Here is a 23,471-nt window from a genome sequence, read left to right as displayed (position 1 = left end):
CAATGGAGGTCAATATGAGACTACAACAAATGATATTTGCAGCTTTTGCAAGTACTGTTTTACTGATTGGGTGTCATGACACACCAAACGTGGTTGCATCTTCAGAAGTGACGCCAATCATGAACGTACAAAGCCAAATGAACCTTAATGAAACCATCGAACCATTAAGCCTAACTCAAGACATGACATTAATGCAACATGTTAAATATATAAAAGAAGAAATTAAACACGTCGTTTTACAATTTACCCAATCTTTTTCATCAGTTCAGATGAAAACTGTGTTCCAATCATTACAAGACATGATCGATTCACAAATCGCTTTTATGAATGATTCCTCACATTTATTTATGAGATTAATCGAATTTGAGGATTTTTATCCAAGCTCATATAAAGGAATTGAATCATATATAAAAGAAGAACAAATCATTATTCATGGTGAATTAAAACCCTTAAATATATAAAAAAAGGTTAACTCCAATGTCAGAGTTAACCTTTTTTTATGCTCCTTTAATCAGCTTCGCAAACGCATGCTTCTCTTGATGGTTTTGAAATAATTTAAACCAAGCACAAATTTCTAATGTGAAATCTAAAAAAGCAATGCTTTGTGCCGTGATAATATGTCTGTCACGTACGAGTCGCTTTTCAATACAATTATCGCGCGGGAATGGATCTTGGATTCCATAGACATATTGGTATTTCGTTGACCACTGCGTTAAAGGTGTTGTATAAGTCGCTTCATCTAAGACACCTGATTTAGCTAACATGATGGTTCCAGCTGTTCCAATCGCTGCTAATAGTTTTCGCTCACCATGATAGCGTTGAATTAATTTAACTAGTGAAGGTTTAATATCAACCTCTCGTCCCCCACATAATATAAGTCCCTCAGTATCTAAATCAACGACTTCAGCAAGGGTACAGTCAGGTTCAAAGTTGAACCCTGATTGTGCCTTGACGACACGATCCTCATAAGCGACCGTTATAATATCTTTCCCTGCATCTGAATGTAAGATATGGCAAATAAACGTGATTTCATAATCCGTCATCCCATCAAATAAAAAAACCAAAACTTTCCCCATATTTAGCCCCCATCTAACTCATCTTGCGTTCAAGTTATTCTCATTTTATTTGAAATTGCCATACCTTGTCAACGCTTTCCCCAGTAATGTTCAATAATAGAACTAAACTGTCCTTAAGTCCGAATCTTCGACGGAAAAAGTTGCTAAGAAGCGTGCTTAATGGATTCCTCAATCAAAGAAAAAGGATAGCTTTTCTGAGCTATCCGTTCTAAATGATTATTTTTTGCGACCTAATCCCATTTTATGTTCCACTTTTTTCACTTTTTTGAATGCCAGTTTATTCGCTTGTTCTGCACCACGATCTAATACTTCATCAATAATTGGTGAATTTAATAATTCTTTCATACGATTTTGGATCGGTTCTAATTCAGCCACGACTACTTCAGCTAAATCAGATTTAAATTGTCCGTATCCGCATCCTTCATAGCGAGCCACGATTGAATCAATTGATTCTCCAGTAATCACTGAGTAGATTTCTAATAAGTTTGATAATCCTGGTTTATTTTCACGGTCAAATGCGATAATTCCATCTGAATCCGTCACAGCCGATTTAATTTTTTTACGAATGACATTCGGTTCATCTGTCATTAAAATGAAGTTACGTGGGTTATCATCTGACTTGCTCATTTTCTTTGTCGGTTCTTGTAATGACATAATACGAGCCCCTGTCTTAGCGATTAATGGCTCAGGAATTTTGAAAGTTTCTCCAAAGCGGTTATTGAAACGCTCTGCTAAGTCACGAGTTAACTCTAAATGTTGTTTTTGATCATCTCCAACTGGTACAAAATCAACATCGTATAATAAGATATCAGCTGCCATTAAGACTGGATACATGAATAATCCAACACCGATTCCTTGTCCTTTAGCGGCTTGCTTTTGTGATTTATCTTTAAATTGAGTCATGCGCTCTAATTCACCCATGGATGTGTTACAAGTTAACATCCAAGCTAGTTGCGTATGCCCTGGTACTTCTGACTGAACGAAAATCGTTGCTTTTTCTGGATCTAATCCACAAGCTAAATATAATGCGGTTAACTCTTTAATTTTTTTACGTAATTCTAAACGATCTTGTGGGACTGTAATCGCATGTTGATCAACAATGAAAAATAAACATTCATGCTCATCTTGTAATTTCACGAAGTTTTTTAATGCCCCTAAATAATTTCCAATAGTTAATGTTCCTGATGGTTGAATTGCAGATAAAATTCTTGCCATAATTTCGACTCCTTTATTAAGTTTTATCATCCTTTTATTGTTTATCTAAATAAAAAAACGTCCTCTATCTCAATCGATAGAGGACGATAAAAACCGCGGTACCACCTCAATAGAATAAATCCTTGTTTATTCCACTTCATACTCATAACGGGAGTTTACCGGGTTCCTTACTCTTTTTATTCAGGTTCCACTCATGAGCCCATTCATTTAAGACATTTATCGATTCACACCAGCCATCGACTCTCTTTAAAATGACACTTAAACTACTATTTCTCAATCAAAGGTTTATTATTTACTATCATTGTATGAAAAGCATCTCACTTTGTCAATTAAAAATCATCATCAGTTTCAAAAAGTGCGGTTAACTCTTCACTACTTAATTGAGTAATAAAGGTTTCTCCTTCTTGAACGATTGCTTCAGTTAAATCACGTTTTCGCTGTTGAAGACGTTCAATTTTCTCTTCAATTGTATTTTTAACGAAGAGTTTAAATACTTGAACCGTTTTTTCCTGACCGAGACGATGTGCACGGTCTGTTGCTTGATTTTGAGCACTCATATTCCACCATGGATCATAATGGATGACGACGTCTGCCCCTGTTAAGTTTAATCCCGTTCCACCCGCTTTTAAAGAGATTAAAAAGACAGGGGTATCATCTGAATTAAACTGTTCCGTTAAAGCTAAACGCTCATTCGTTTTCGTTGAACCCGTTAACATTAAATGTTTGATTTCTTTAGCCGTTAACTCTTTAGATAAAATATCTAACATGGATGTGAATTGTGAGAAAATCAACACTTTATGACCTGTAGAAATACATTCATCGACTAATTCTAAGCAAAGTTTTAATTTTGCGCTTTCCCCTTTATAGTTTTCTAAATATAACGATGGATCACAACAAATTTGACGTAAGCGCATTAAAAGTGCCAAGATTTTAATACGGCTACGTTCAATGCCTTGCTCTTGAATCTCTTGATTCATTTCTTCTTTCATTTCATAAACCATTGCGTGATATAAGTCACGTTGCGTTTTATCCATCTCACAGTACATACTAGTTTCAATCTTCTCAGGTAATTCTTTTAAGACGTCCTTTTTCAAGCGTCGTAAAATAAATGGAGCCACTTGTTGATGGATCCGACTTAATAAATTCAGATTCTGTTGCTTCATGATAGGCACTTCATACTTTTTCCTAAACTGTGCGTATGTTCCAAAGTATCCTGGTAAGATAAAATCAAAGATCGACCATAAATCCGATAATGAATTTTCAATGGGGGTCCCAGTTAAGGCAAATCTAATTTCACTATTTACTTTTTTCACAGCTTTTGCACTTAACGTCGTATGGTTCTTGATATAATGTGCTTCATCTAAAATACAGTATCTAAAGCTTTGGGATTGATAACTCTCCACATCGCGACGTATTAAGTCATATGACGTAATGACGATATCAACGTTAGAACTGTCTTGAATCAGTTGCCTTCTCGTCGCTGGATCGCCATGAATAATCATGGTTGTTAACCCGGGAGCAAATTTATGAATTTCACTCTCCCAGTTATAAATGAGCGAACTTGGTGCCACAATGAGTGATGATTTATTGGATTGACCCTTCTCAGATAATAAAACAGAAATGACCTGTAATGTTTTTCCAAGTCCCATATCATCGGCTAAAATTCCACCCATTTGATATTTTGATAACGTTTTAAGCCATCGATAGCCTGTTTTTTGATAACGACGAAGTATTTTTTGAAGATTAACTGGCACGGTAAAGTCAGCATCTTCCACCTGTTTAAATTCACGAACCATCGATTTAAAGGAAACATCGCGTTCGACATGTAAGGACTGACTAATTTTGGTTAATTGATCTAAGTACAGCGCTCGATATTTTGGAATTAAAACTTCTTCCTCGTCTAATTGGTCATCATTTAGATTTAAATCATCTACAAATGAAGCAAGTGTATCGACATACTCATTCTTTAAATTTAAGAATGAACCATCTTTTAAACGGAAATATTTCTTATTTTGACGATACGAGGCTAGAATCTTTTTATACTCAGATGGTCCAAACTCTAAATCTTCAAAATTTAAGCTCAGCCAATCATTTTTCAAACGAATACCAACTGAGAATGATTTAGGCTCTTTTATTTTAATCGCTTTAAACGTATCAGAAGCATAAACTTCTCCTAACTGCTTTAATTCAGCTGTTCCATCATGTAAAAATGAATAAATCGCTTCTTCTTCCGCTAAAAGATAAGTTCCATTAGATTGCTTTTGGAATTGGTATTGTTCTAAGAGTGCTAAGATTTGAGCTTCTTTGTTTGCATCTCGTAAAATAGAGGTACTGTGTTCAAAGGAATTCGGATCATTTGCCTGAATAACCGTATCACCGTAGCAAAATTGAACATTCAATCCAATATTTCCTCGTTTTAATGAGTCTAAATAAAATTTAATCACTAATGGATAAACTTTAAACCGTTCATAAAGCGCATCTAAAGATGTGTCCCGAATGTAGTTTTTAATTTTGGGCATGACTAATGATAAAAATTTTCCCATATAAGCTTCATTCATACGCAACTCAAAACGAGGTGACTGAATGAGTGTTTGTAAGATTGGGAGCATTTGATCGATGAATTTACTTCCACAGCGATAGGCTTCTCGTTCACAAAGAAGATACATGTATTTCTGCCCTTGAATCATTCTAAAAGCTCCGAGATTATGCGATAAATAATAGTCTTCATCCTCTTGTGTTAATCGAAATTCAATCGCTGGTTCATAGGGATGGAGGGTTATCATTTCACTTGATAAATCCTCGATGTCACATGCAATCGTTTGACGTTGATATAAGTCATAAAACCGATCAAACCAACTAGGGGTCAAGATTAACGTACGAGTTGACTTCACAGGCCCTAGTAATGGAAGCTGTTTTGCATAAATATCATATTCCTTGACGATTTCACAGATAAAGCTCGCAAATGGACGTGAACCCTCATCAAAATGTTGAATTGAGTGTTTAAATTGAAGCTCTTTCCCATAGCTTACGACATTTTCATTCCAAATATCGCTGGCTAACTTATAAATATCCCGAACAACATAAGGACGATGAATCCCGACAGAGACCTCAACTGAGGCTTCTTGTTGTGATTTCATGATTAATTTTGGATAGATCATGACATCTTTTGCATACATCTCGTAATTCATCTCTGTTGTTAATTGTGATTCATAAGCCGCTAATAACTCGTCCATGAGGCCTTCTTCTTCATCTCCTGTGGAGTGAATAACAAGTTTATTACGCACTTGATCATCATAGACCTTCAACAGTGTCGCAATCACATGCTTACATGAACCAAAGTTTGATAAAAATGTTCCGCAATCACATTGATCATGAATCACTTTACTCTTTTCATCTAAATTAATCAAAATATGATGTAATTCGTTATCATCTTCAACTTCTGCAAAGATTTGATAGAGATCGACTGGATCGTAAGTTACATAGTATTGAATTTTTCCCCCACTGTTATAAAAAGATTGAGCACGCGAAAAAACAGCAGGGTTAGCTGCTCGATTTTTAATCATAGTTTGGTTTAAATTCACGCTACTCACACTCCTATTTTCCACTTATCTCTTCATTTTACCATAAATTGCTCATATAAGAAACGAGAGACGCTTGGCTTTTTGTAAAGAACTGTCAAATCACTATTAATTTACCCGAACCAATGACATTTTATAACCTTCAGATCTAACGTTTTCTTGTCTTAGAATGATATCAATATATTCTTTTAACAGGACAATCTGCGGGGTCTGATAGTTATAGTTCGTGTAGTCACAATAAAGCTCTAGTAGGTGGGTTGCTAACTGAATATATTTTGAAAGTTGCTTAAAGGAAATCACTTCCGTTACTTTCGATGGAGAGTTGATTAAAGCATTAATGTCTTGTAATTCGTCTACTGAAAAACATACTCCAAAATAGCTCAACCACTGGACGAAATGAACAATCGTCCATTCAATACAAAATTCTGGTGACGATAGTGTGAAATAAAAAGGTTGTTGCTTAATCAACCGGCATATTTGAAGAATTTCTTCGTAAAAATCGGAGACTAACGCTCGAAGTTCAACTTCTATTGGAGGTTCCTTCCATTGTCCAAAGTTCATCGCCTCAATTCGAATTCGCTCCGATTTAATTAAGAAATCACGATCAATAAAAACAATTATTTTAGATTGTTTAAAAAAATAGCTCTTTTCATCATTTTTAATAAAAATAAATTGGCTGCTCCATGCTGTTTTAAAGATGATACAGCAATTAAAATAAATATGACTGCTTTGATAAAAGAATCGTTCTTTTTCGATATGACCAACAGGATCAATTTCATTAACCCAATTTAAGTCTATAAAGAAACTGGCAGGATCTGTACAAATTACGATAAATTTATAACCTAAGTCAGTGTCTTCCTCTTCAAAGTCATAAAGAAGAAGTGCTCTAATTGATTCACGATTACTGGCCATTTGATAAACAGACCATAATTGCTGATTTAATAACATCCCACCTCTCCTCTCTATCTTTTTAATACAGTTTATGGAGAAATTTCAGTCATCATGATAGTTTTTAATACAATACATGCGAAAATTATCACAAATGGTTATATTTTTTATTGTTTGACTTTATTGTATCGGCGATGTTTTATCATTTTTCGTTGGATTTTTTTATGGTCAATTAATTAGAGTATTGTCTAATTTTATAATTACTTTAATTTAAAATATAAAAAAAGGTTATCGTGGCTCTTATTGGCGGTCACGATAACCTCTTAATCTTGCAAAATACGTTTTTCTTTTTTGTTCTTGATCCGTCATTTTTAATTTATACGTGTGATGAATATTTGAAGGAATCGTTCGTTGCTCTGGTCGAAGCGATGGACGCTTTAGTTCTTTCATAGCTAATCACCTCATGTCTTATTCTCTTATTTTATCATATGCATCCAGCCTTTAATTGGCATCGTTACAACATGATTAATCGGTAGATAAAAGAATGCCCCAAAAATCAAGATGGGCATTCTTCATCACATTTTTATTGTTGGTAAATAATAGCTAAATTATTCAACATCTTGACTATTTTGTTGATTATTTTCTGCACGTTTAGGAAAATGTGGGGCCTTAAACCCGATAAACTGACCTTCACTTCGAATTTTTTCTGAAACGTCAGACATATGTTTTTGAATGGACTTTGCCTCTTCATCTGTCATTAATCCTAGTTCCACATACTTATCTAATAATTTAATTTTTGCAACATTAACCTTATCATAGAGATCATAAATTTCTTTTTTCTGTTCATCTGTTAAAGCACTAAATTTCTCTTGCATTTGTTTATACTCAGCCTCAAATTGTTTTGCCTTCTCTCCTTTTTGCTCTTCAGTTAAAGCAGGTGGCGTTGGCATCTCTTTTGTTGATTCTTTTGCGTAACCCGTTAAGCTAAGTGTGGCTGCTAAAAAGATAGCACCTAATGTCATATTTATTTTTTTCATCTTAAAATCTCCTTTCGAATAAACTGACTTTTTTAGTTTTCACCACTTTATCCAAAAGTTTGTATTCCAGGTTTTTGAAAATAAAAAAAAACATCCTTAATTTATTGGATGTTTCTAACGACAATATAAACCTGTTTTAATTTCGTTGATATATGCTTCTTGATCAGGAATCTCTACTTTCATGGCATCACTAATGGATTTCATACGATCATATTTAACACGATAGAATTGAATCGAAAAATCAGCCTCTTCCCGACGATGAAGATGCCCCTCTAAGATTACATAAGCTGCCATTGGAATTGAATCACATGAATTTCCAACACTTCCGACATTGAATAACACGCGTCCTTGCTCTAAATGTTGCAAATATCCTTCATGAATATCACCATACCCAATCATATCAGCGGCTTTTGAACTGCTTTCAGTCGATGGTAATTTTGGGACTTCAAATAAAGCTAAACGTTTTTCAAGTGGAGAGGTCGCATAAACCCGATCATATAAACTATGTGGATTCGCATGAAAAAGACGAATATATTTTCCACTCATCCAAAAACCTGTCACCGAAGGTAATTGTCGAATATAGGCTAAACGTTCTTCCCCTAGTTGATTTCGATAAAACTGAATAAAAGGTGTCGCTTCCGTCTTCGGATCTGAAATAAAATCTTCCCAATTCCCTTTGACAATTCTTTGACACCTGATTTGACACACTTCTAATACTTCTTTTGAATGAGGGCCTTTCCCGATCATATCCCCTAAACAAATAATCTGAGAAACTCCTCGTCTATCAATATCCTTTAAAACGGCTTCAAGCGCTGGTAAATTCCCATGAATATCTGAAATAATTGCAATTTTATCTAACATTACCATTTTCTCACTCCACTCTTACTTCGGATAAATCTCGATAACGACAATATCTGGGCGATTAAATAAACGCAAACGTCCAAGCCCTCGACTGACAATCATCTTCATTTTTCCAATTTGATAAATACCTGCGCTATATTTAGGAAACAACTTTCGCTCCGGTGATAAGACTCCACCGATCAACGGTAATCGAAGTGCTCCACCATGAACATGCCCACAATAAACATGATCAAATCCATGTTGTTCATATAGATTTGCTAAAAATGGATTATGTGCTAATAAAATATTAAAATGTCCTTCTTCTAAATCAGAAAGTACCTCCGATACTTGTTTAATCTCTTTGACACTCACCTGTTTTTGAATATGGACGGGAACGGAATAATAATGCGCTAATGGGACCGTAAGCCCATAGATATACAGCTCATCCTCATTAATCATGACTTTTCGAGACTCATTATTTAATAAATGAACCCCTAAATCTTCTAAAGACTTTAAATAGGCCTCATACCATCTCGTCTCTTGATTTAAGGTATCATATTTAGCCGTTATCTCATGATTGCCTTCAATATAAAAAATCGGATATTTTGATGAGCACGCGGTAACGACATCTAAGAAAGCATTGCCATTTGAATCCGTAGAGGTAATCATATCACCCGTCGTCACAATAAAATCAGGATTTAAACGTTTAATTTTTTGAATCAAACGTCTATTTTGACGACCAAAGGATTTCGAATGTAAGTCTGATAATTGGACAATACGAATTGGACCCTTTTTTAAATTTAGTTTATCTGTTTTTAATTTATAAAATGAGGTTGAAAAGACTTCTTGCTCAAAGTAAATGAATAAGAGAGTCACTATAAAGAGTAAGATTATCATATGTCATCTTTCCAAAACATTGAAGTTTAATCTCTAAGTCTAAGGATATCAAATCGTTTTGGTAAACGTCCCTCCTTTCTAAAAAAATTTATTTCTCCTATATTATAAAATCATGGATACTAATCGGTAAACCTTTTCTTCCAGTCGGACAACCCATGATTTATTTTTTTCGTAAGATTCATCCACTAATAAACAATTTTCTAAGTCTTTATCAAATTGATGTGAGACGCGATGCGTCAAAAGTTGATCATAGATAAAGGCATTCACTTCATAATTAATCTTGAAGCTTCGTTGGTCAATGTTTGTCGATCCAACGGTACAAATCTCATCATCAATCACTAAAATCTTAGAATGTAAAAAACCTTTATATAAGTAAACATCAATATTGGCTTCTAGTAACTCATGAATAAAAGAAGTAGTTGTCCGATAAACATAATGATGGTCGGCAATTGTTGGAATCATTACTTCGACTTTAACACCGGAGTAAGCAGCAATTTTTAACGTCTCTAAAAACAACTGATCGGGAATAAAATACGGTGTTTGAATGCGAATTGATTTCGTTGCTGTTTGCATCATTTTCACAAAAGCTAATTTAATATCGTCGGTCGGTGTATCTGGACCATCTGACACAATTTGGATTGGACAGATGGTCGTCACTAATGAAGCAGTGAAGTAATGATCTAGATTTGATTGAATGTGCACTTCATCACGTTTATCTTCACAAACCATGAAGTAATCTCTAAAAAAGCGATGTTGCAAATCCCAAACCGCATCGCCTACTAACCGAAGATGGGCATCACGCCATGGCGAATAGTTAGGATCGAGTGACATATACTCTTTCCCAACATTCATCCCACCTAAATAACCAATTCGTCCATCAACGACAACAATTTTTCGATGATTTCGATAATTATAATTTAAACCAATGGGACGTAAAGTGGGAGGATGAAACTTATAAACATGACCACCTGCTTTAATAATTGAATCAAAAAATTTTAAAGTTGTACCAAAACACCCCGCACTATCGTAGACGAGTCGAACTTCAACCCCTTCTGCTGCTTTTTGGGCTAATAACGAGATTAACCTCTGTCCCACCTCATCTTTACGGACAATAAAATATAATAAATGAATGGATTGTGTCGCCTGCTCAATATCCATAAATAATTGATCATACTTACTCTTTCCATCCGCAAAATACATCCAGTCATGATACATGAATAAGCGACTTCCATTATAAATTTCATTAAACGCAATGACCGATGCCACGCACTCACTAAATTGATAATCAATTTGACGTTCCAAACGTTGATCAGTATATTCTGTTAAAAACAACAGCTTCTTTCTAGAAACTGGTGTTCGTTCAAACAAAAGGTACATAACAAATCCGACTGGAGGTAAAAATAACAAAAGCAGAATCCAAGCTAGCAATAGGGCTGGATCTTTTCGTTTATAAAAAATTAAGATTCCGATTAATATCAAGTTAATCATTCGAAATATCGCAAAACACCAAGTAATCATATAGACAGCCTCCAGTCGTTTAACCCAGAACCCCTCTCTCCTATTTTAAGAAAAAATAGCCAAAGGCATATCCCATATAAATAAAGATTAAATTCCAAATGGTTATTCCAAACACCGAATAAATCGTGAATGTTAGAAAATTCATACGTACGGTTCCTACCGTTAACGACACTAACGTTCTTGCAACCGGAATTAGCCGAGCAATAAAAACACCTTTACTTCCATGCTTATCGGTATAACTAATCGCCTTATTAATCGAAGGTCTGATTTTTTCATATTTTTCATAAAATTTATCTAAAATGGGCTTTCCTAGAAAATAGCCAATAAAGTATAATACATAACTTCCAAATAAACCGGCAATGACTGAAATAACTAGCGCTGTAATAAAATCCATATCATTCCCTGCGATTAAGATTCCTGCTGCAGGCATAATAATTCCCGCTGGTAACCCAGGTAAATTCATATACTCTAGGAAGACGATCAAAAATAAAAATACTAAACCATACTCCGAAAAATAATTTAATACAATCTGAATATTATCCATTTATGTCCCACCCTTTTACTATCTGTTCACTTATTATTCCACAAATTAATCAAACCATTCTATCACAAGAAATGGAAATAACAGTATAAATTATGTAAAAAAATAAAGAGGGTCTAAGAATAATCTTTAGACCATCTTTACTTAGATACGATGTGTAAATTCATAAAACCAACCAAGAACATCTCCGATTACCGTTGTGTTTAACGTATATACAACAAATTGTCCACGCTTTTCACTTTGGATCAAATCAGCATTTTTTAAAATATTTAAATGATGTGTAATCGAGGGTTTACTCATATCGAAACAATCGGCAATTTGACCGGCTGTCATTTCACCTTTATTTAATTTTTTTAAAATCGTACGTCTTGTTGGGTCCGCTAATGCTTGAAATGCTTTATTCACAGCTTCTTTCCGTTGCTAACCAATCAGCTAACGGCACACCTCCTTTATGTTATAACTTAGTATCCAGCCTGCTTGTATTTTTCAAGTTCAATATCTTCGACTTTTGTTAAATCTTCATGATAATTTTTAAACTGCTTAACCATAAAAATGATAAAGCCAATCGCAATTAATGTTATGAAACCTTCGACGACATAAATATTAAACATCCTCACTTGCACTAAAGCTGCTGGAACATCTAATATAGCATGTATGAACACAGCTAACACATAATAACAAATTTTTTGCTCTCGAACACCTTTAAAAACGAGAAGACTTAGTCCAATTTGAATCATGATCGTCATCAACCGTTCATAGCCGGCCAATCCAAAAATTATCGGAGAAATCTGTGTGAGTTGCGTCACAACGGTCTCTTCTAATTCAGCACTTAATCCAAGTTTCTCAATCCATCCTTGATTAATGAGAATTGAAAAAATCAAGTTATTTAAATACGTTGTTCCAACAATGAGCATGGCCTCTATTCCCCCATGTCCAATCCCATAACTGACTCCATCTTGGATTCGATTTTCTTTCTTCAAAAACCACTTAAAGCTAAAATAACGTCCTGTTTCTTCAAATATCCCTGCCATTAAACCACCATATAACGAGTAGATGATAGGTTGCATGAGCCAAATTGATGTTGTTTGATTCACTTTTAATAAATAAACGTGAACAACAGCTTCTAGTATTTGTGTAGTCACAATAAAAACAATCAGCCCAGCGAAAAAACTTTTAATGGATGCTTGATAGCGTCGTCTAACAAACCAAAATAAGCCAAGTGGAACCCCAAAACAAATCATAAGTGTCAAACACATCATCATCATTGAACTAATACTAACCATATTCTCCCCCTCAGTATAATTAGAAAAATATCTAATTATTAAGTTAATTATAAATCCCCTTTAAATGGGTGTCAATGCGCTTACTTGATGATTTTCTCGTAAGACTTCTCAGTTGCATTTTCCCCTACTTTTTTGAATCCACATGATTCAAATAATCGCTGTGATCCGATATTATAATGATAGATAGCCGGAACTGAAATTTTTGTCATACCAAGGCTTTTTGCACGTTTTAATAACGTTTTTATTACTGCTTTTCCAATGCCCTGTCCCCAATATTCTTCATCACCAATTGCAATCGGTAAATTTTCTTCCCATAGTGTCACATCACCAATTGCATACCAATTTTCGTTTTCCTTGACCTCAATAAAGTATAGCTCTCCCCGAGTACTTAGAAATTCATACATATTATAAATTTGTTCTAATTCGTATGTCTTATTAGTCACTCCTTCTGACAAATACATCACGTTTGGATTCTGATACCAAGGATATGCTAAATCCCAATCGGATTTTTTAGGAGTCCTTAAACGTAAAGCTGAATTAATTTCAATGAATTCAGGTTGTTGCATCTTCTTCACCTCACTCTTTTTAAGTATATCATATTTAAGACTTCATGTTTCCCTCATTCTCATTAGATGTCAAAATTTGACTTTGACCTTTTTTAATGACTTGCAAAATCATGATAATCTCATTAAATTCATCTTCACTCAGTTCATCAAAATGACTCAATTTCTCAATTAATTCTGTCACATACTGAGATTGGTGATCGGTTATTCGTCGATTTAAAAAATAGGTAGAAATGGTTCCCGTAAAAAGACCTAAAAATCCAATTCCGCTAATCATAACCATCCCCGCAATCACCCGACCAAGCCCTGTTTTTGGAACAATATCCCCATAACCAACGGTTGTCACTGTTACAATACACCACCAAAGTGCATCTTTAAATGTCATCCCCTCCACGAATGATAAACTGCCTGCGCCTAATAAAATAACAATGAGTGTCACTCCAGCAACATAATGAAAATTATTTGTTTTAAAAAAAGAACCTACTCGCTTAGATAGACTACTTAACATAGCCGTCGCCCGTAAAACCTTTACAAAATGGAACAATGGCACTACTTGTGTCACACGAATTACTCTTAAAATACGAAAGAATGAAAAATAGGGGATGATTGTTAATAAATCAATTTTGTTATTTTTGACAAACTCTTTCTTACTCTCACTTTTTATTAACCGGCAAGTATAATCAATTAAAAAAAACAACCAAATTAAAATATCTAAAATATTAAAGACTCGATTGACTGACGCACTTAAATCTAGTGTTAATTGCATTATCGTCATCACAACCACCACCAGCGAACAAACGATAATACTCCATTGATACAAACTAATTTTAGTCATAATCTACCTCACTCGATTCATTTATGTTTATTATGAATCAAAGTGTTAATTCTTATCAAAAAAAGCGATGACTCTTGATGAATCATCGCTTTGATTATTATTTTGATGTCTTTATTTTTCTATAATGATAAATTCCCATGCCAACACTAATTAAGCAAATAACCAAAATGAATGAAAAACCTAAAGTGCTATAGGTTGTTTTGAACTATCCACCTGTTCCCCTTGAACCAGTTAGATATCTGAATAATGAATTAACCCTTCATAATATTTAAGCACATCTAAATGTTCCGTTTTTGTCAACCTCTTATGTAAGTGATAACCTATATACAGTTTTATACCTTTAGACATTACAACATAAAAAAAGAGCTAAATGCCCCATAAGATTCATTTGCTCTTATTGTAATAAATTTGAGAAGACATCTCCTACCGTTGTTTCGTCTGGTGCTTCTTCTGCTTGTGGAAACTTCTTTGCAATGAGGTCCTTCATCCACTGATAGATTATACTTTCATCTTCATTTGAAAAATAATGAGCCGAGTTATCTAAAATGAGCACCTCTTTTTTAGGGGCTTGTAATTGTTCAACCCAAGACTGTAATAATGAAACCGAACAAATATAATCATCAACACCTGTAGCAAAATAGACAGGAATTTTCACTTCTTTTATTTCCTCAAATAAATTGACCGCTTGCAACTGGGACCAATATTGACTCTGCTGTAAGGTTTGATGGGAGGCTCCAATTAATGTATCATACGCTTCCTTCAACGTTAAATCAGGACAAGCTAAAACTTGACCCATCCAATTTAAAACATTAACATTTGGTAATCCCTCCCGCCATTTAACATACGCATTACTTTGGTTTAGAATTTGCTGAAACGTTTCTTGACTACTTGCTTGTTCATAAGGTGGCTGACCCAATTGCTTTAACGATGAAACAAGTTGATGATGACCTGTTGATTCAAATTCATCTAAGAGCCAATCATATAATACTTGTTCAGATTGAAGGGGATGAACAACTTGAGATAAGCCAAAATAAGCATATAACTGCTCTGGAATTTCATGGACAAGTCGCATACCTAAAACACTACCCCATGAATATCCGATTAAATAGATTTGATCTACCTCAAACTCACGTCTTAAATAGGTAATTAACTCTTTAGCATCTGCCTCTACTTGTTCATAAGTAAAAGACACGTCTGAGGGATTGGTACTATAAGTTTTTCCGGCGCCTCGTTGATCCCAATAAACAACCGTACAATGTGAGCTAATCGTTTCCAACTGATGCCGACTACTGATTCCATAAGGCAAAGATAAACCTGGGCCCCCATGTAAAAATAAGCAAACCGGATTATCCATGTTCTCTCCCTCAATAGCGATATATTGTAACATATCACCTAGTAGCACTTCTCGTACTTCACTGATTCCACCAGTGTGATTTAACTCATTCGCTGATGATAAAATAGACTGTCTAAAGAGTTGACGCATGACAAAGAAACCACCACTAATAAGGAAAATCATTAAGCCGATCGATATTAAGCATCGAATCATCATTTTTAATACGACTTCTTTCAATCTTCTCTCTCCTTTTGATGAGTCTCTTTCAAAACTATGAGTCACGTCCTTCAAATATGATAAAAGCCGTCATTTTATTTAATGACGGCTTCCTTTTTAGTCGTTTATCTTTGACCAATCCAATTCTTTTTGTTTTAAGTTTTTAAATTCTCGTAAAAGACAAATCAAAGTAATGACAATCGCTAATATATCAGAGATTGGTTGTGCGAGCCACACCCCATCTAGTCCAAATATTAGCCGTTGTTCCGATTCCAACCAACATGCCACATGCTAGGATAATTGTAGAAATTGGCATAGTCATCCCAACTCCTGTAATAGCAAGTGGACCCTCCCCTAGATATTCCCGATAAACATTCGATTCACCACATTATAAAGGGCATTAACCATCATCCCAATGATGGCAGGAACAGAATATTGAATAAGTAATCTTGTCACGGGTTTTATTGCTCATTCATCTTGATGCTTCAAACTTTCACCTTTTTTTCTATTTTGATAATGTTGTTAAAAAATGCTCAATACGCGCTAGCGCTTCTTTAATATTTTCCATTGATGAAGCGTAGCACGCACGAATATACCCTTCTCCACAGTCACCAAACGCATTTCCTGGTACAGTTAGTACTTTCTCACTTAATAGTAGCTTCTCACAAAACTCATCAGAAGATAGGCCGGTTGACTTGATACAAGGGAAGACATAAAACGCTCCAAGTGGTTCAAAGCAGTCTAGACCAAGTTTTCTAAATCCATCGACTAATACACGACGACGTTGATTATATTCCTTAACCATCATCTCGACACTAGTATCTCCATTTTTCATCGCTTCAATCGCAGCATATTGCGATGTCGTAGGTGAACACATGATAGCATATTGGTGAATTTTTTTCATAGCATTAATTAAAATTGGATGTCCACACACGTAACCTAAACGCCATCCTGTCATCGCATAAGCTTTTGAAAAACCATTAATAACAAGAGTTTGATCTTTTACTTCAGGGAAACTTGCAATTGAAACATGTTGCGTCTGATAAGTTAGTTCGGCATAAATTTCATCTGAAATAATAATAATTTCTTTATCTTTTAAGACATCGACAATTTCTTGAAGCTCTTCCTTTGTCATAATCGCCCCTGTTGGGTTATTGGGGAATGGCATAATTAAAACTTTTGTTTTTGGAGTAATCGCTTCTAATAATTCCTCTTTTGTTAATTTAAACTCATTTTCGGCTTTTAATTCAATCACCTTCGGCGTCGCTCCTGTAAAAGTTGTACAACCTTTGTAAGCAACAAAACTTGGTTCAGGAATAATAACCTCATCACCCGGTCCAACTAAGGCACGTAATGCTAAATCAATCCCTTCACTTCCACCGACAGTCACTAAAATTTCATTTTCTGGATGATAAGATAGATTAAAACGGCGATACAAATAGCGTGAAATTTCATAACGCAACTCTAAAAAACCAGCATTTGATGAGTAATGGGTATGTCCTTTTTCAAGTGAATAAATTCCCGCTTCACGAACATTCCATGGGGTTACAAAGTCTGGTTCACCAACACCAAGTGAGATAACCCCTTCCATTTCATGAACCATATCAAAATATTTACGAATCCCTGATGGGGGCATATTTTTTACATTTTCTAAAATCATATTTTCTAGCATCATAAGAAGATTACCTCTCGATCATCAAATTCTTTTTCCTTAAAGATCGTTCCATGATCTTTATATTTTTTCAAGACAAAGTGTGTCGAACAGCTTAAGACGTATTCTTGAACAGCTAATTTCTCCGAAACAAACATCGCCACTTCTTTCATCGTTTTACCTTCTACAATGACTGTGAGATCAAATCCACCAGACATTAAATAACACGCACGAACTTGTTCAAAATTATAAATACGCTCTGCGACTTTATCAAATCCTTCTCCGCGTTGTGGGGTCACTTTTACTTCAATTAATGCCGTCACGGTTTCTTTCCCTGTATTTTCCCAATTGATTAAGGTCGTATATCCGGCGATGATGCTACGCTCTTCATAGTCACGAATCGCTTCACGAACTTCTTCAACAGTTTTTCCAGCCATGACTGCAATTTCTTCATCTGTATAACGACTATTTTTTTCTAAAATCTCTAAGATTTCTTCCATTTATTTAAACCTCCTGTATCAAATAATAAAAAAAACCTTCATCCCAAAAGGGACGAAGGTTTAGCTTCGCGGTACCACCCTCATAAGCCACATCATAGTGATCTGACCCACTCGAAACTCGTAACGTGAGTTAACGGCTACACCTACATTAAGAGTTCTCTTAGTTCTCAGTGCGCGATTCAAAGACTGCTTCAATTTAACGATCCTTACTGAATTTCCACCCTCATCAGCTCTCTAAAAAGTTCGTCTAAATTTACTCTTTCTTCTCGTTATCTTTGCTATTTTTTACTATTATAACGGGAAATTGTGTCTCTGACAAGCTATTTTTGTAATAATACGTTTTTAAGCCATATCTTTAACCATATTATTAATCCATTTATTTGATTTAAAACGACGTCGTAAAATAAAGAAACGTAACACTTCTTCAAATGTCGATAAAAAAATTACTGAAGAAATGGACCATTTAAACACATAGGCTGCAATGAAAGCAAGTGGAATTCCGACTAGCCACATCGATAATCCTTGAGCAATCGAACCATACTTAGCATCGCCCCCTCCGCGTAAAATTCCGACGATTTGAACCCCGTTATAAACACGCGGTAACATAAAAATAGCATAAATCATTAGAATCTTCATCGCATCGTTACGAACCATTTCAGACACATTATACACTTGAACAATGAACGGAGCTAACACGGCTAAAGTAATCGCCATAATAATTCCAACCACCACAGCTAAACGAATAATTTTTTTCGCATAGGTAATTCCTTCTTCCTCACGATTAGCTCCAATTTCATTCCCAATGATAACGACTGAGGCATGTGCCATTCCAAAGATGACAATGGTAAATAAGTTGATGATCGTTGATGTAATTTGCGTCGTGGCAATAGCATTCACTCCAATATGACCATAAATCATCGTGTAGGTAATATTCGCCAGCCCCCAGCAAGCTTCATTTAAAACAACTGGTAAAGCTGTTTGATAAAGAAGTTTCACCATCGGTATTTCAATGTGTTTAAAATCTTTAGATGACAAACGAAGCGGCTTAACTTTTAACGTAACGACCGTTAAAATAATTAAACATTCAACAATACGTGCAATTAATGTTGCAATCGCCGCTCCAGAAACACCTAAGGCAGGAGCCCCTAATAAACCAAAAATTAAAATAGCATTTAAGACACCATTAATCACTAACCCAACTAAACTCCCCCACATGGGTAAAGCACTATTTCCAATACTTCGTAACGCCCCGGCGTAAACAAACGACAAGGCTGAGACAAAATAACTAAAAATAGAAATACGTAAGTAGTCACTTCCTAGACGAATAACCTCCGTATCTGAATTAAATAATCCAATAATCGTCTCTGAAGCAAAGAAGCCAATTATCATAAAAACAAGTGCAAAGCCAATGGCTCCGATTAAACCAAGTTTTAGAACCGAATGTATTTTCTCTTCATCTTTTTTCCCCCATAATTGGGCAATTAAAATGGAACACCCGGCACCTATTCCCATCACAAGTAAACTATATAAGAAATAAAATTGATTGGCAACTCCAACAGCAGCTAACTGTACCTCACCAAGATTACCAATCATTAAGGTATCTAACATATTTAATGAGGTTGTAATTAAGTTTTGAATGACGATTGGTAACGTTAGAATTAACAATCGCTTATAAAATCGTTTATTTTCTGTCATAAAATCCCTCTTTCTAACATACTGATTTTCTTAAAAATTGCATACAAAAACCCCCAATTTGAAGTTTGTTCAAAGTGGGGGTTCAACACTTATAGTAAAATATCTATTTTTTACAATATCCATCACATTATATCTAATTTTCTTGAAAGAATCAAGTTTTTTTTATGAAGAAGACTAGTCAAAAACATCATTTTTCGATAGAATGAAGATAAAATGTGTTAGAAAGGAGCATCTATGATGAGTCAAACCAAACAATCAATTAAAGCATTATTAGAACAAAAAAAACAAGCGACAGCCAATCAAAAGGCACAATTATTACCAAGTCGTGAAATGGTCAAAGGACAAAAAGGAAAAAGTAAACGACGTAAAGCAGGTATTTTAGGTTAAATCATTCGCCTCTGTTACATCTTAAAGTTAAAAAAGCGATAGACATTCAATGGGTCTATCGCTTTTTTTCACTTTAAATACAGAAAAATCGAAGCCTCTTTCATCCTTAATCATCAGAATACTAGTGACTCAATGACATAGTTGATCATTTCTAACGACTATTTGCCTATTGTCCTTACCTCTAAAAATCATTAGTGCTTCATATCTTCTTCATTTTCTAATTAATTGAATCCCAACACTATTAGAGAATTATCTAAATTTTTTATTATATAATTATATTGTTTTTGTTTATTAAAACGCATAACTTCTAGACTAGTCATCAGTTACTAAAAGTTATGCATTTAACCTACTACTGGTATTCTCTGAAGGAATTATCAAAGAAGCAGGAATTTATACTGCTTCTTCAAGCGATTCCTCTTTTTGTTTTTGAGGGGACAGATATAACTTCTCATACTCTTGATCAATAAATTGAGTAAAATAAAGCTTAATCACCCCCATGATGGGTACACCTAAAATCATTCCGATCATTCCCATCAATTTTCCACCGATTGTCACAGCTAATAGCGTAAGAAAGGGGTTAAGCCCCATCTTTTGTCCGACAACTTTAGGGTCAATAATTAAAGTTTCTACCTGTTGAACAATTAACAAAAAGACGAGGATCATTAAAGCCACGAAGGGACTATAAAAAAAGTTAATTCCAACCGCAATCAATGTCCCGAAAATAGGTCCAATAAAAGGAATCATATTCGTAATTCCAAAAATAACACCGAGTAACAACGCATATTTGGCTCCCATTAAAGATAAACCAACCACCGCACAAATCCCAACAAATAAAGAATCAATGGATTTCCCTATTAGATACTTACCAATATTTGAATGAAATAAGTAAGCCATATGAAAAACATGCGTCGCTAGCTTAGGTCGACAGATAATACTAACTAATTTTCTTGTGATTGAACTAAACTTTTCTTTCTCAAGTAACACATAAATACTAATAATAAATGCTAATAAAACGTTACTTGTCCCCATGAGCGCATGATACATCACCCCAATAACAGATGTTAAGGAGTTCGTTAAAACATCCGTTAATTTCGGAATAATTCTTAAGATTTGATCCTGAATTGCAGCTAAATCACTAACATCTATCTGTTTAAACTGACTTGTCCAGTTGGTTAGCCAAATCTGAATCTCACTGGCAAAGCCAGGAATTTGTGAAACTAAATCTTTTGAACTTTGATAGATAACTGGAAATAAAAAACTCGCACCCAGATAGCAAAAAAGTAATAAACCAATATACGTTACTGCAATACTTACTGTTCGCTGACACTTAAACTTTTTTTCTAAAAACACAATGATGGGATTAAAAGCATAAGCCAAAACAAAGGCAAGCAAAAAGGGCCAAATGGTTGCCAGCATTCCATTGATGCCATTAAATAAAACTTCATAATGATCAATGACTTTAATCAAAAGATAAGCCATTCCAACAAACAATAATCCCTTAAAAAAAGAGAGCGAGAGGTTATTCATTCGATTCATACAGCACTTCCTTTAGTACAACATAATACAACAAATTATACTATCTTATACTAAAGTTTACAATTTAAGGTGCCAAAATTCTACCGTTATTCTACATTATAAAATATCAATTTGTATTTCATCGATACTTACCTCATAATTTGATTCAATAAAATTAATGACCTGATCCAAAACAGATTGAAGCTGTGCTGTTGAATTCGAACCGGTCGTAATGCCTAAAACAATCTGTTGATGAACATCATGATCATCGATTTCATGAACCGACACATTAAACGTATTTCGAATTTTAGCCACTAAACTTCTTACAATCATTCGCTTTTCCTTTAAACTATGGACCCAAGGTGCACCTAATTTAATTTCTAAACAACCAATTTTCATTAAAAATACCTCGCATTCTTGAAATTACCTTTACTTTTTTCGACAAATCGATCATGAAGAATAGATAAAACGTCTTAAATATTATAAAATAAGAGAGTTAATAAAATTTTAACATCATTATTTTATGTGTAGGAGAACAAATTATGGCAACAAATATGGATTTAATGAAAAAAATCATTGAAGAAAAACGTCAAAAAACGAAACAACAAGATAAATTAAAACGCCCTGACAAACAAATTGGTGAAGCACGTAAACGCATTAAACAACATAAAGGTGGCGGATTATTCGATAAATAAGACGAGCCAACCTTTTTAAGCCAACCGTCAAATGACACGATAAAAGGAGGATGACTATGTCTTTATCATTTGAAACTCTTAATCTAAATCCTTCATTAATTGAAGGTTTAGCCAAACAAAACATTACAACACCGACAACAATTCAAGCGGAAGCCATTCCCGTTATTTTATCACGTCAAGATGTGATTGCACAATCACATACAGGAAGTGGGAAAACATTAGCTTTTGTTACGCCACTTTTCCAACTGATTGATAGTAGTAAACGTGAAATGCAAGTTTTAATTTTAGCTCCCACTCACGAATTAGTCATGCAAATTGATGCTCAAATTAAATTACTAGCTGCTAATTCAGGTGAACCTGTCACATCAACGACAATTATTGGGGGAGCAAACATTGAAAAACAAATTAAAAAGCTTAAAGAAAAACCTCACTTCATCGTGGGTTCAGCAGGACGTATTCTTGAATTAATCAAAAAGAAAAAAATTACAGCCCATACGATTAAAACAATTGTCTTAGATGAAGCGGACAGCTTATTAGATAATACGAATACGAAAACGATTCAAGATATCATTAAAACAACATTACGTGATCGACAATTATGTCTATTCTCTGCTTCAATTAGTGATAATACTTTAGAATTAGCCAAATCATTGATGAAAGAGCCGGTGGTTTTAAAAACAGCTGAGACAGTAGAAATGAATCCTAATATTGAGCACTTCTACTTAAAAGGTGATCGACGTGATAAATTTGAATTACTACGTAAATTAATTGTCGCTGAAGAACCACAACGTGCTTTAATCTTTGTTAATCAAAATGATTCAATGCAAGAAATTGCAGAAAAATTAAATTATCACCAAAAAGAAACATTTATGATGCGTGGAAACATTAAGAAAGAAGAACGCAAACGCGCCTTAGATGCCTTCCGTAGCGGAAAAATTAAATTATTAATTTCATCAGATTTAACGGCTCGTGGTCTAGATATTCCTGAAGTGACCCATATCATTCATTTAGATTGTCCATCAAATCCAAATGAATATTTACATCGTGCTGGACGTACAGCTCGAGGAAACGCCTCAGGTAAGTCAATTTGTATCGTAACAGATAAAGATTTAAGTACGTTAAAAAAATATCAAAAGAAATTTAAGATTCAATTTGAAGAAATGAAAGTGAGCCATGGAAAGTTTATTTCTGCTGCTTCAAATTAAAAA

The 23,471-nt window shown here is 34.5% G+C and carries 24 protein-coding genes and 2 other annotated features; of the genes, 4 read left to right on the top strand and 20 right to left on the bottom strand.

Annotated elements, in window-relative coordinates:
* Positions 1-14: 14 nt before the first annotated feature.
* Positions 15-461, top strand: a complete 447-nt coding sequence (locus tag AT726_RS12040; protein WP_068759680.1) for a hypothetical protein — start codon at positions 15-17, stop codon at positions 459-461.
* 36 nt (positions 462-497) lie between these two features.
* On the opposite strand, the gene AT726_RS12035 is transcribed toward AT726_RS12040, so the two are convergent.
* The 18 genes from AT726_RS12035 to AT726_RS11955 all read right to left on the bottom strand — a co-directional run bounded on the left by AT726_RS12035 (position 498) and on the right by AT726_RS11955 (position 19,666).
* The gene (locus AT726_RS12035; protein WP_055275781.1) at positions 498-1,076 is read right to left on the bottom strand and encodes a DJ-1/PfpI family protein; all 579 of its coding nucleotides are present in this window, start codon (positions 1,074-1,076) and stop codon (positions 498-500) included.
* A 216-nt stretch (positions 1,077-1,292) separates the two neighbouring features.
* Positions 1,293-2,291 (bottom strand): tryptophan--tRNA ligase, encoded by a 999-nt coding sequence (gene trpS, locus AT726_RS12030; protein ID WP_055243985.1) that lies wholly within the window; start codon positions 2,289-2,291, stop codon positions 1,293-1,295.
* A gap of 76 nt (positions 2,292-2,367) precedes the next feature.
* Positions 2,368-2,581 (bottom strand) — a binding site (T-box leader).
* 39 nt (positions 2,582-2,620) lie between these two features.
* Positions 2,621-5,872, bottom strand: coding sequence for a DEAD/DEAH box helicase (locus tag AT726_RS12025; protein ID WP_068759679.1), 3,252 nt, complete (start codon positions 5,870-5,872; stop codon positions 2,621-2,623).
* Between the two features lie 105 nt (positions 5,873-5,977).
* The gene (locus AT726_RS12020; protein ID WP_068759678.1) at positions 5,978-6,817 is read right to left on the bottom strand and encodes a hypothetical protein; all 840 of its coding nucleotides are present in this window, start codon (positions 6,815-6,817) and stop codon (positions 5,978-5,980) included.
* Positions 6,818-7,057: 240 nt separating this feature from the next.
* Positions 7,058-7,207 (bottom strand): hypothetical protein, encoded by a 150-nt coding sequence (locus AT726_RS12905; protein ID WP_156344936.1) that lies wholly within the window; start codon positions 7,205-7,207, stop codon positions 7,058-7,060.
* Between the two features lie 158 nt (positions 7,208-7,365).
* Positions 7,366-7,794: a DUF2680 domain-containing protein gene (locus AT726_RS12015; protein WP_055245113.1), complete on the bottom strand. Its 429-nt coding sequence runs from the start codon at positions 7,792-7,794 to the stop codon at positions 7,366-7,368.
* A 114-nt stretch (positions 7,795-7,908) separates the two neighbouring features.
* Positions 7,909-8,655 carry a metallophosphoesterase family protein gene (locus tag AT726_RS12010; RefSeq protein WP_055304343.1) on the bottom strand — a complete coding sequence of 249 codons (747 nt, stop codon included), beginning with the start codon at positions 8,653-8,655 and terminating at the stop codon, positions 7,909-7,911.
* A 21-nt stretch (positions 8,656-8,676) separates the two neighbouring features.
* Positions 8,677-9,510, bottom strand: coding sequence for a metallophosphoesterase (locus AT726_RS12005; RefSeq protein WP_237297122.1), 834 nt, complete (start codon positions 9,508-9,510; stop codon positions 8,677-8,679).
* Positions 9,511-9,633: 123 nt separating this feature from the next.
* A complete protein-coding gene (gene cls / locus AT726_RS12000) occupies positions 9,634-11,049 on the bottom strand; it encodes a cardiolipin synthase (RefSeq protein ID WP_068759676.1) in 1,416 nt (471 codons plus the stop codon).
* 40 nt (positions 11,050-11,089) lie between these two features.
* Positions 11,090-11,593, bottom strand: coding sequence for a DedA family protein (locus AT726_RS11995; protein ID WP_055245118.1), 504 nt, complete (start codon positions 11,591-11,593; stop codon positions 11,090-11,092).
* Positions 11,594-11,734: 141 nt separating this feature from the next.
* Entirely contained in the window at positions 11,735-11,995 is a 261-nt protein-coding gene (locus AT726_RS11990; RefSeq protein WP_055275769.1) for an autorepressor SdpR family transcription factor, read from the bottom strand.
* Between the two features lie 56 nt (positions 11,996-12,051).
* Entirely contained in the window at positions 12,052-12,873 is an 822-nt protein-coding gene (locus tag AT726_RS11985) for a YhfC family intramembrane metalloprotease (RefSeq protein WP_068759675.1), read from the bottom strand.
* An 80-nt stretch (positions 12,874-12,953) separates the two neighbouring features.
* On the bottom strand, positions 12,954-13,439 hold the full coding sequence (locus AT726_RS11980) for a GNAT family N-acetyltransferase (protein ID WP_055304177.1): 486 nt from the start codon (positions 13,437-13,439) through the stop codon (positions 12,954-12,956).
* A gap of 34 nt (positions 13,440-13,473) precedes the next feature.
* Positions 13,474-14,271 (bottom strand): potassium channel family protein, encoded by a 798-nt coding sequence (locus AT726_RS11975; protein WP_068759674.1) that lies wholly within the window; start codon positions 14,269-14,271, stop codon positions 13,474-13,476.
* 394 nt (positions 14,272-14,665) lie between these two features.
* On the bottom strand, positions 14,666-15,841 hold the full coding sequence (locus AT726_RS11970) for an alpha/beta hydrolase (RefSeq protein ID WP_068759673.1): 1,176 nt from the start codon (positions 15,839-15,841) through the stop codon (positions 14,666-14,668).
* Between the two features lie 484 nt (positions 15,842-16,325).
* Complete coding sequence (locus AT726_RS11965) at positions 16,326-17,495, bottom strand: aminotransferase class I/II-fold pyridoxal phosphate-dependent enzyme (RefSeq protein ID WP_055275759.1); 1,170 nt, start codon at positions 17,493-17,495, stop codon at positions 16,326-16,328.
* The gene (locus AT726_RS11960; RefSeq protein ID WP_055244170.1) at positions 17,492-17,971 is read right to left on the bottom strand and encodes an Lrp/AsnC family transcriptional regulator; all 480 of its coding nucleotides are present in this window, start codon (positions 17,969-17,971) and stop codon (positions 17,492-17,494) included. Before AT726_RS11960 ends, AT726_RS11965 begins: the two co-directional genes overlap by 4 nt.
* A 45-nt stretch (positions 17,972-18,016) precedes the next feature.
* Positions 18,017-18,250 (bottom strand) — a binding site (T-box leader).
* Between the two features lie 63 nt (positions 18,251-18,313).
* Positions 18,314-19,666, bottom strand: a complete 1,353-nt coding sequence (locus tag AT726_RS11955; RefSeq protein ID WP_055304182.1) for an MATE family efflux transporter — start codon at positions 19,664-19,666, stop codon at positions 18,314-18,316.
* Between the two features lie 237 nt (positions 19,667-19,903).
* Here AT726_RS11955 and AT726_RS12920 point away from each other — a divergent pair, with 237 nt between their 5' ends.
* Positions 19,904-20,053, top strand: a complete 150-nt coding sequence (locus AT726_RS12920; protein WP_162492327.1) for a hypothetical protein — start codon at positions 19,904-19,906, stop codon at positions 20,051-20,053.
* Positions 20,054-20,443: 390 nt separating this feature from the next.
* On the opposite strand, the gene AT726_RS11950 is transcribed toward AT726_RS12920, so the two are convergent.
* Both AT726_RS11950 and AT726_RS11945 read right to left on the bottom strand, forming a co-directional pair.
* Positions 20,444-21,589 carry an AI-2E family transporter gene (locus AT726_RS11950; RefSeq protein WP_068759672.1) on the bottom strand — a complete coding sequence of 382 codons (1,146 nt, stop codon included), beginning with the start codon at positions 21,587-21,589 and terminating at the stop codon, positions 20,444-20,446.
* Between the two features lie 96 nt (positions 21,590-21,685).
* Positions 21,686-21,967, bottom strand: a complete 282-nt coding sequence (locus AT726_RS11945; protein WP_055275754.1) for a DUF503 domain-containing protein — start codon at positions 21,965-21,967, stop codon at positions 21,686-21,688.
* Between the two features lie 143 nt (positions 21,968-22,110).
* Between AT726_RS11945 and AT726_RS13090 the strand changes: the two genes are divergently transcribed.
* Both AT726_RS13090 and AT726_RS11940 read left to right on the top strand, forming a co-directional pair.
* A complete protein-coding gene (locus AT726_RS13090) occupies positions 22,111-22,263 on the top strand; it encodes a hypothetical protein (protein ID WP_172676242.1) in 153 nt (50 codons plus the stop codon).
* A 56-nt stretch (positions 22,264-22,319) separates the two neighbouring features.
* Positions 22,320-23,468 (top strand): DEAD/DEAH box helicase, encoded by a 1,149-nt coding sequence (locus AT726_RS11940; RefSeq protein ID WP_055275753.1) that lies wholly within the window; start codon positions 22,320-22,322, stop codon positions 23,466-23,468.
* Positions 23,469-23,471: the final 3 nt, after the last annotated feature.

This window comes from Turicibacter sp. H121, from assembly GCF_001543345.1.
GTDB lineage: Bacteria > Bacillota_I > Bacilli_A > MOL361 > Turicibacteraceae > Turicibacter > Turicibacter bilis.
The sequence above is the reverse complement of the archived record's forward strand: the minus strand, read 5'-3'. Positions and strand labels throughout refer to the sequence as shown.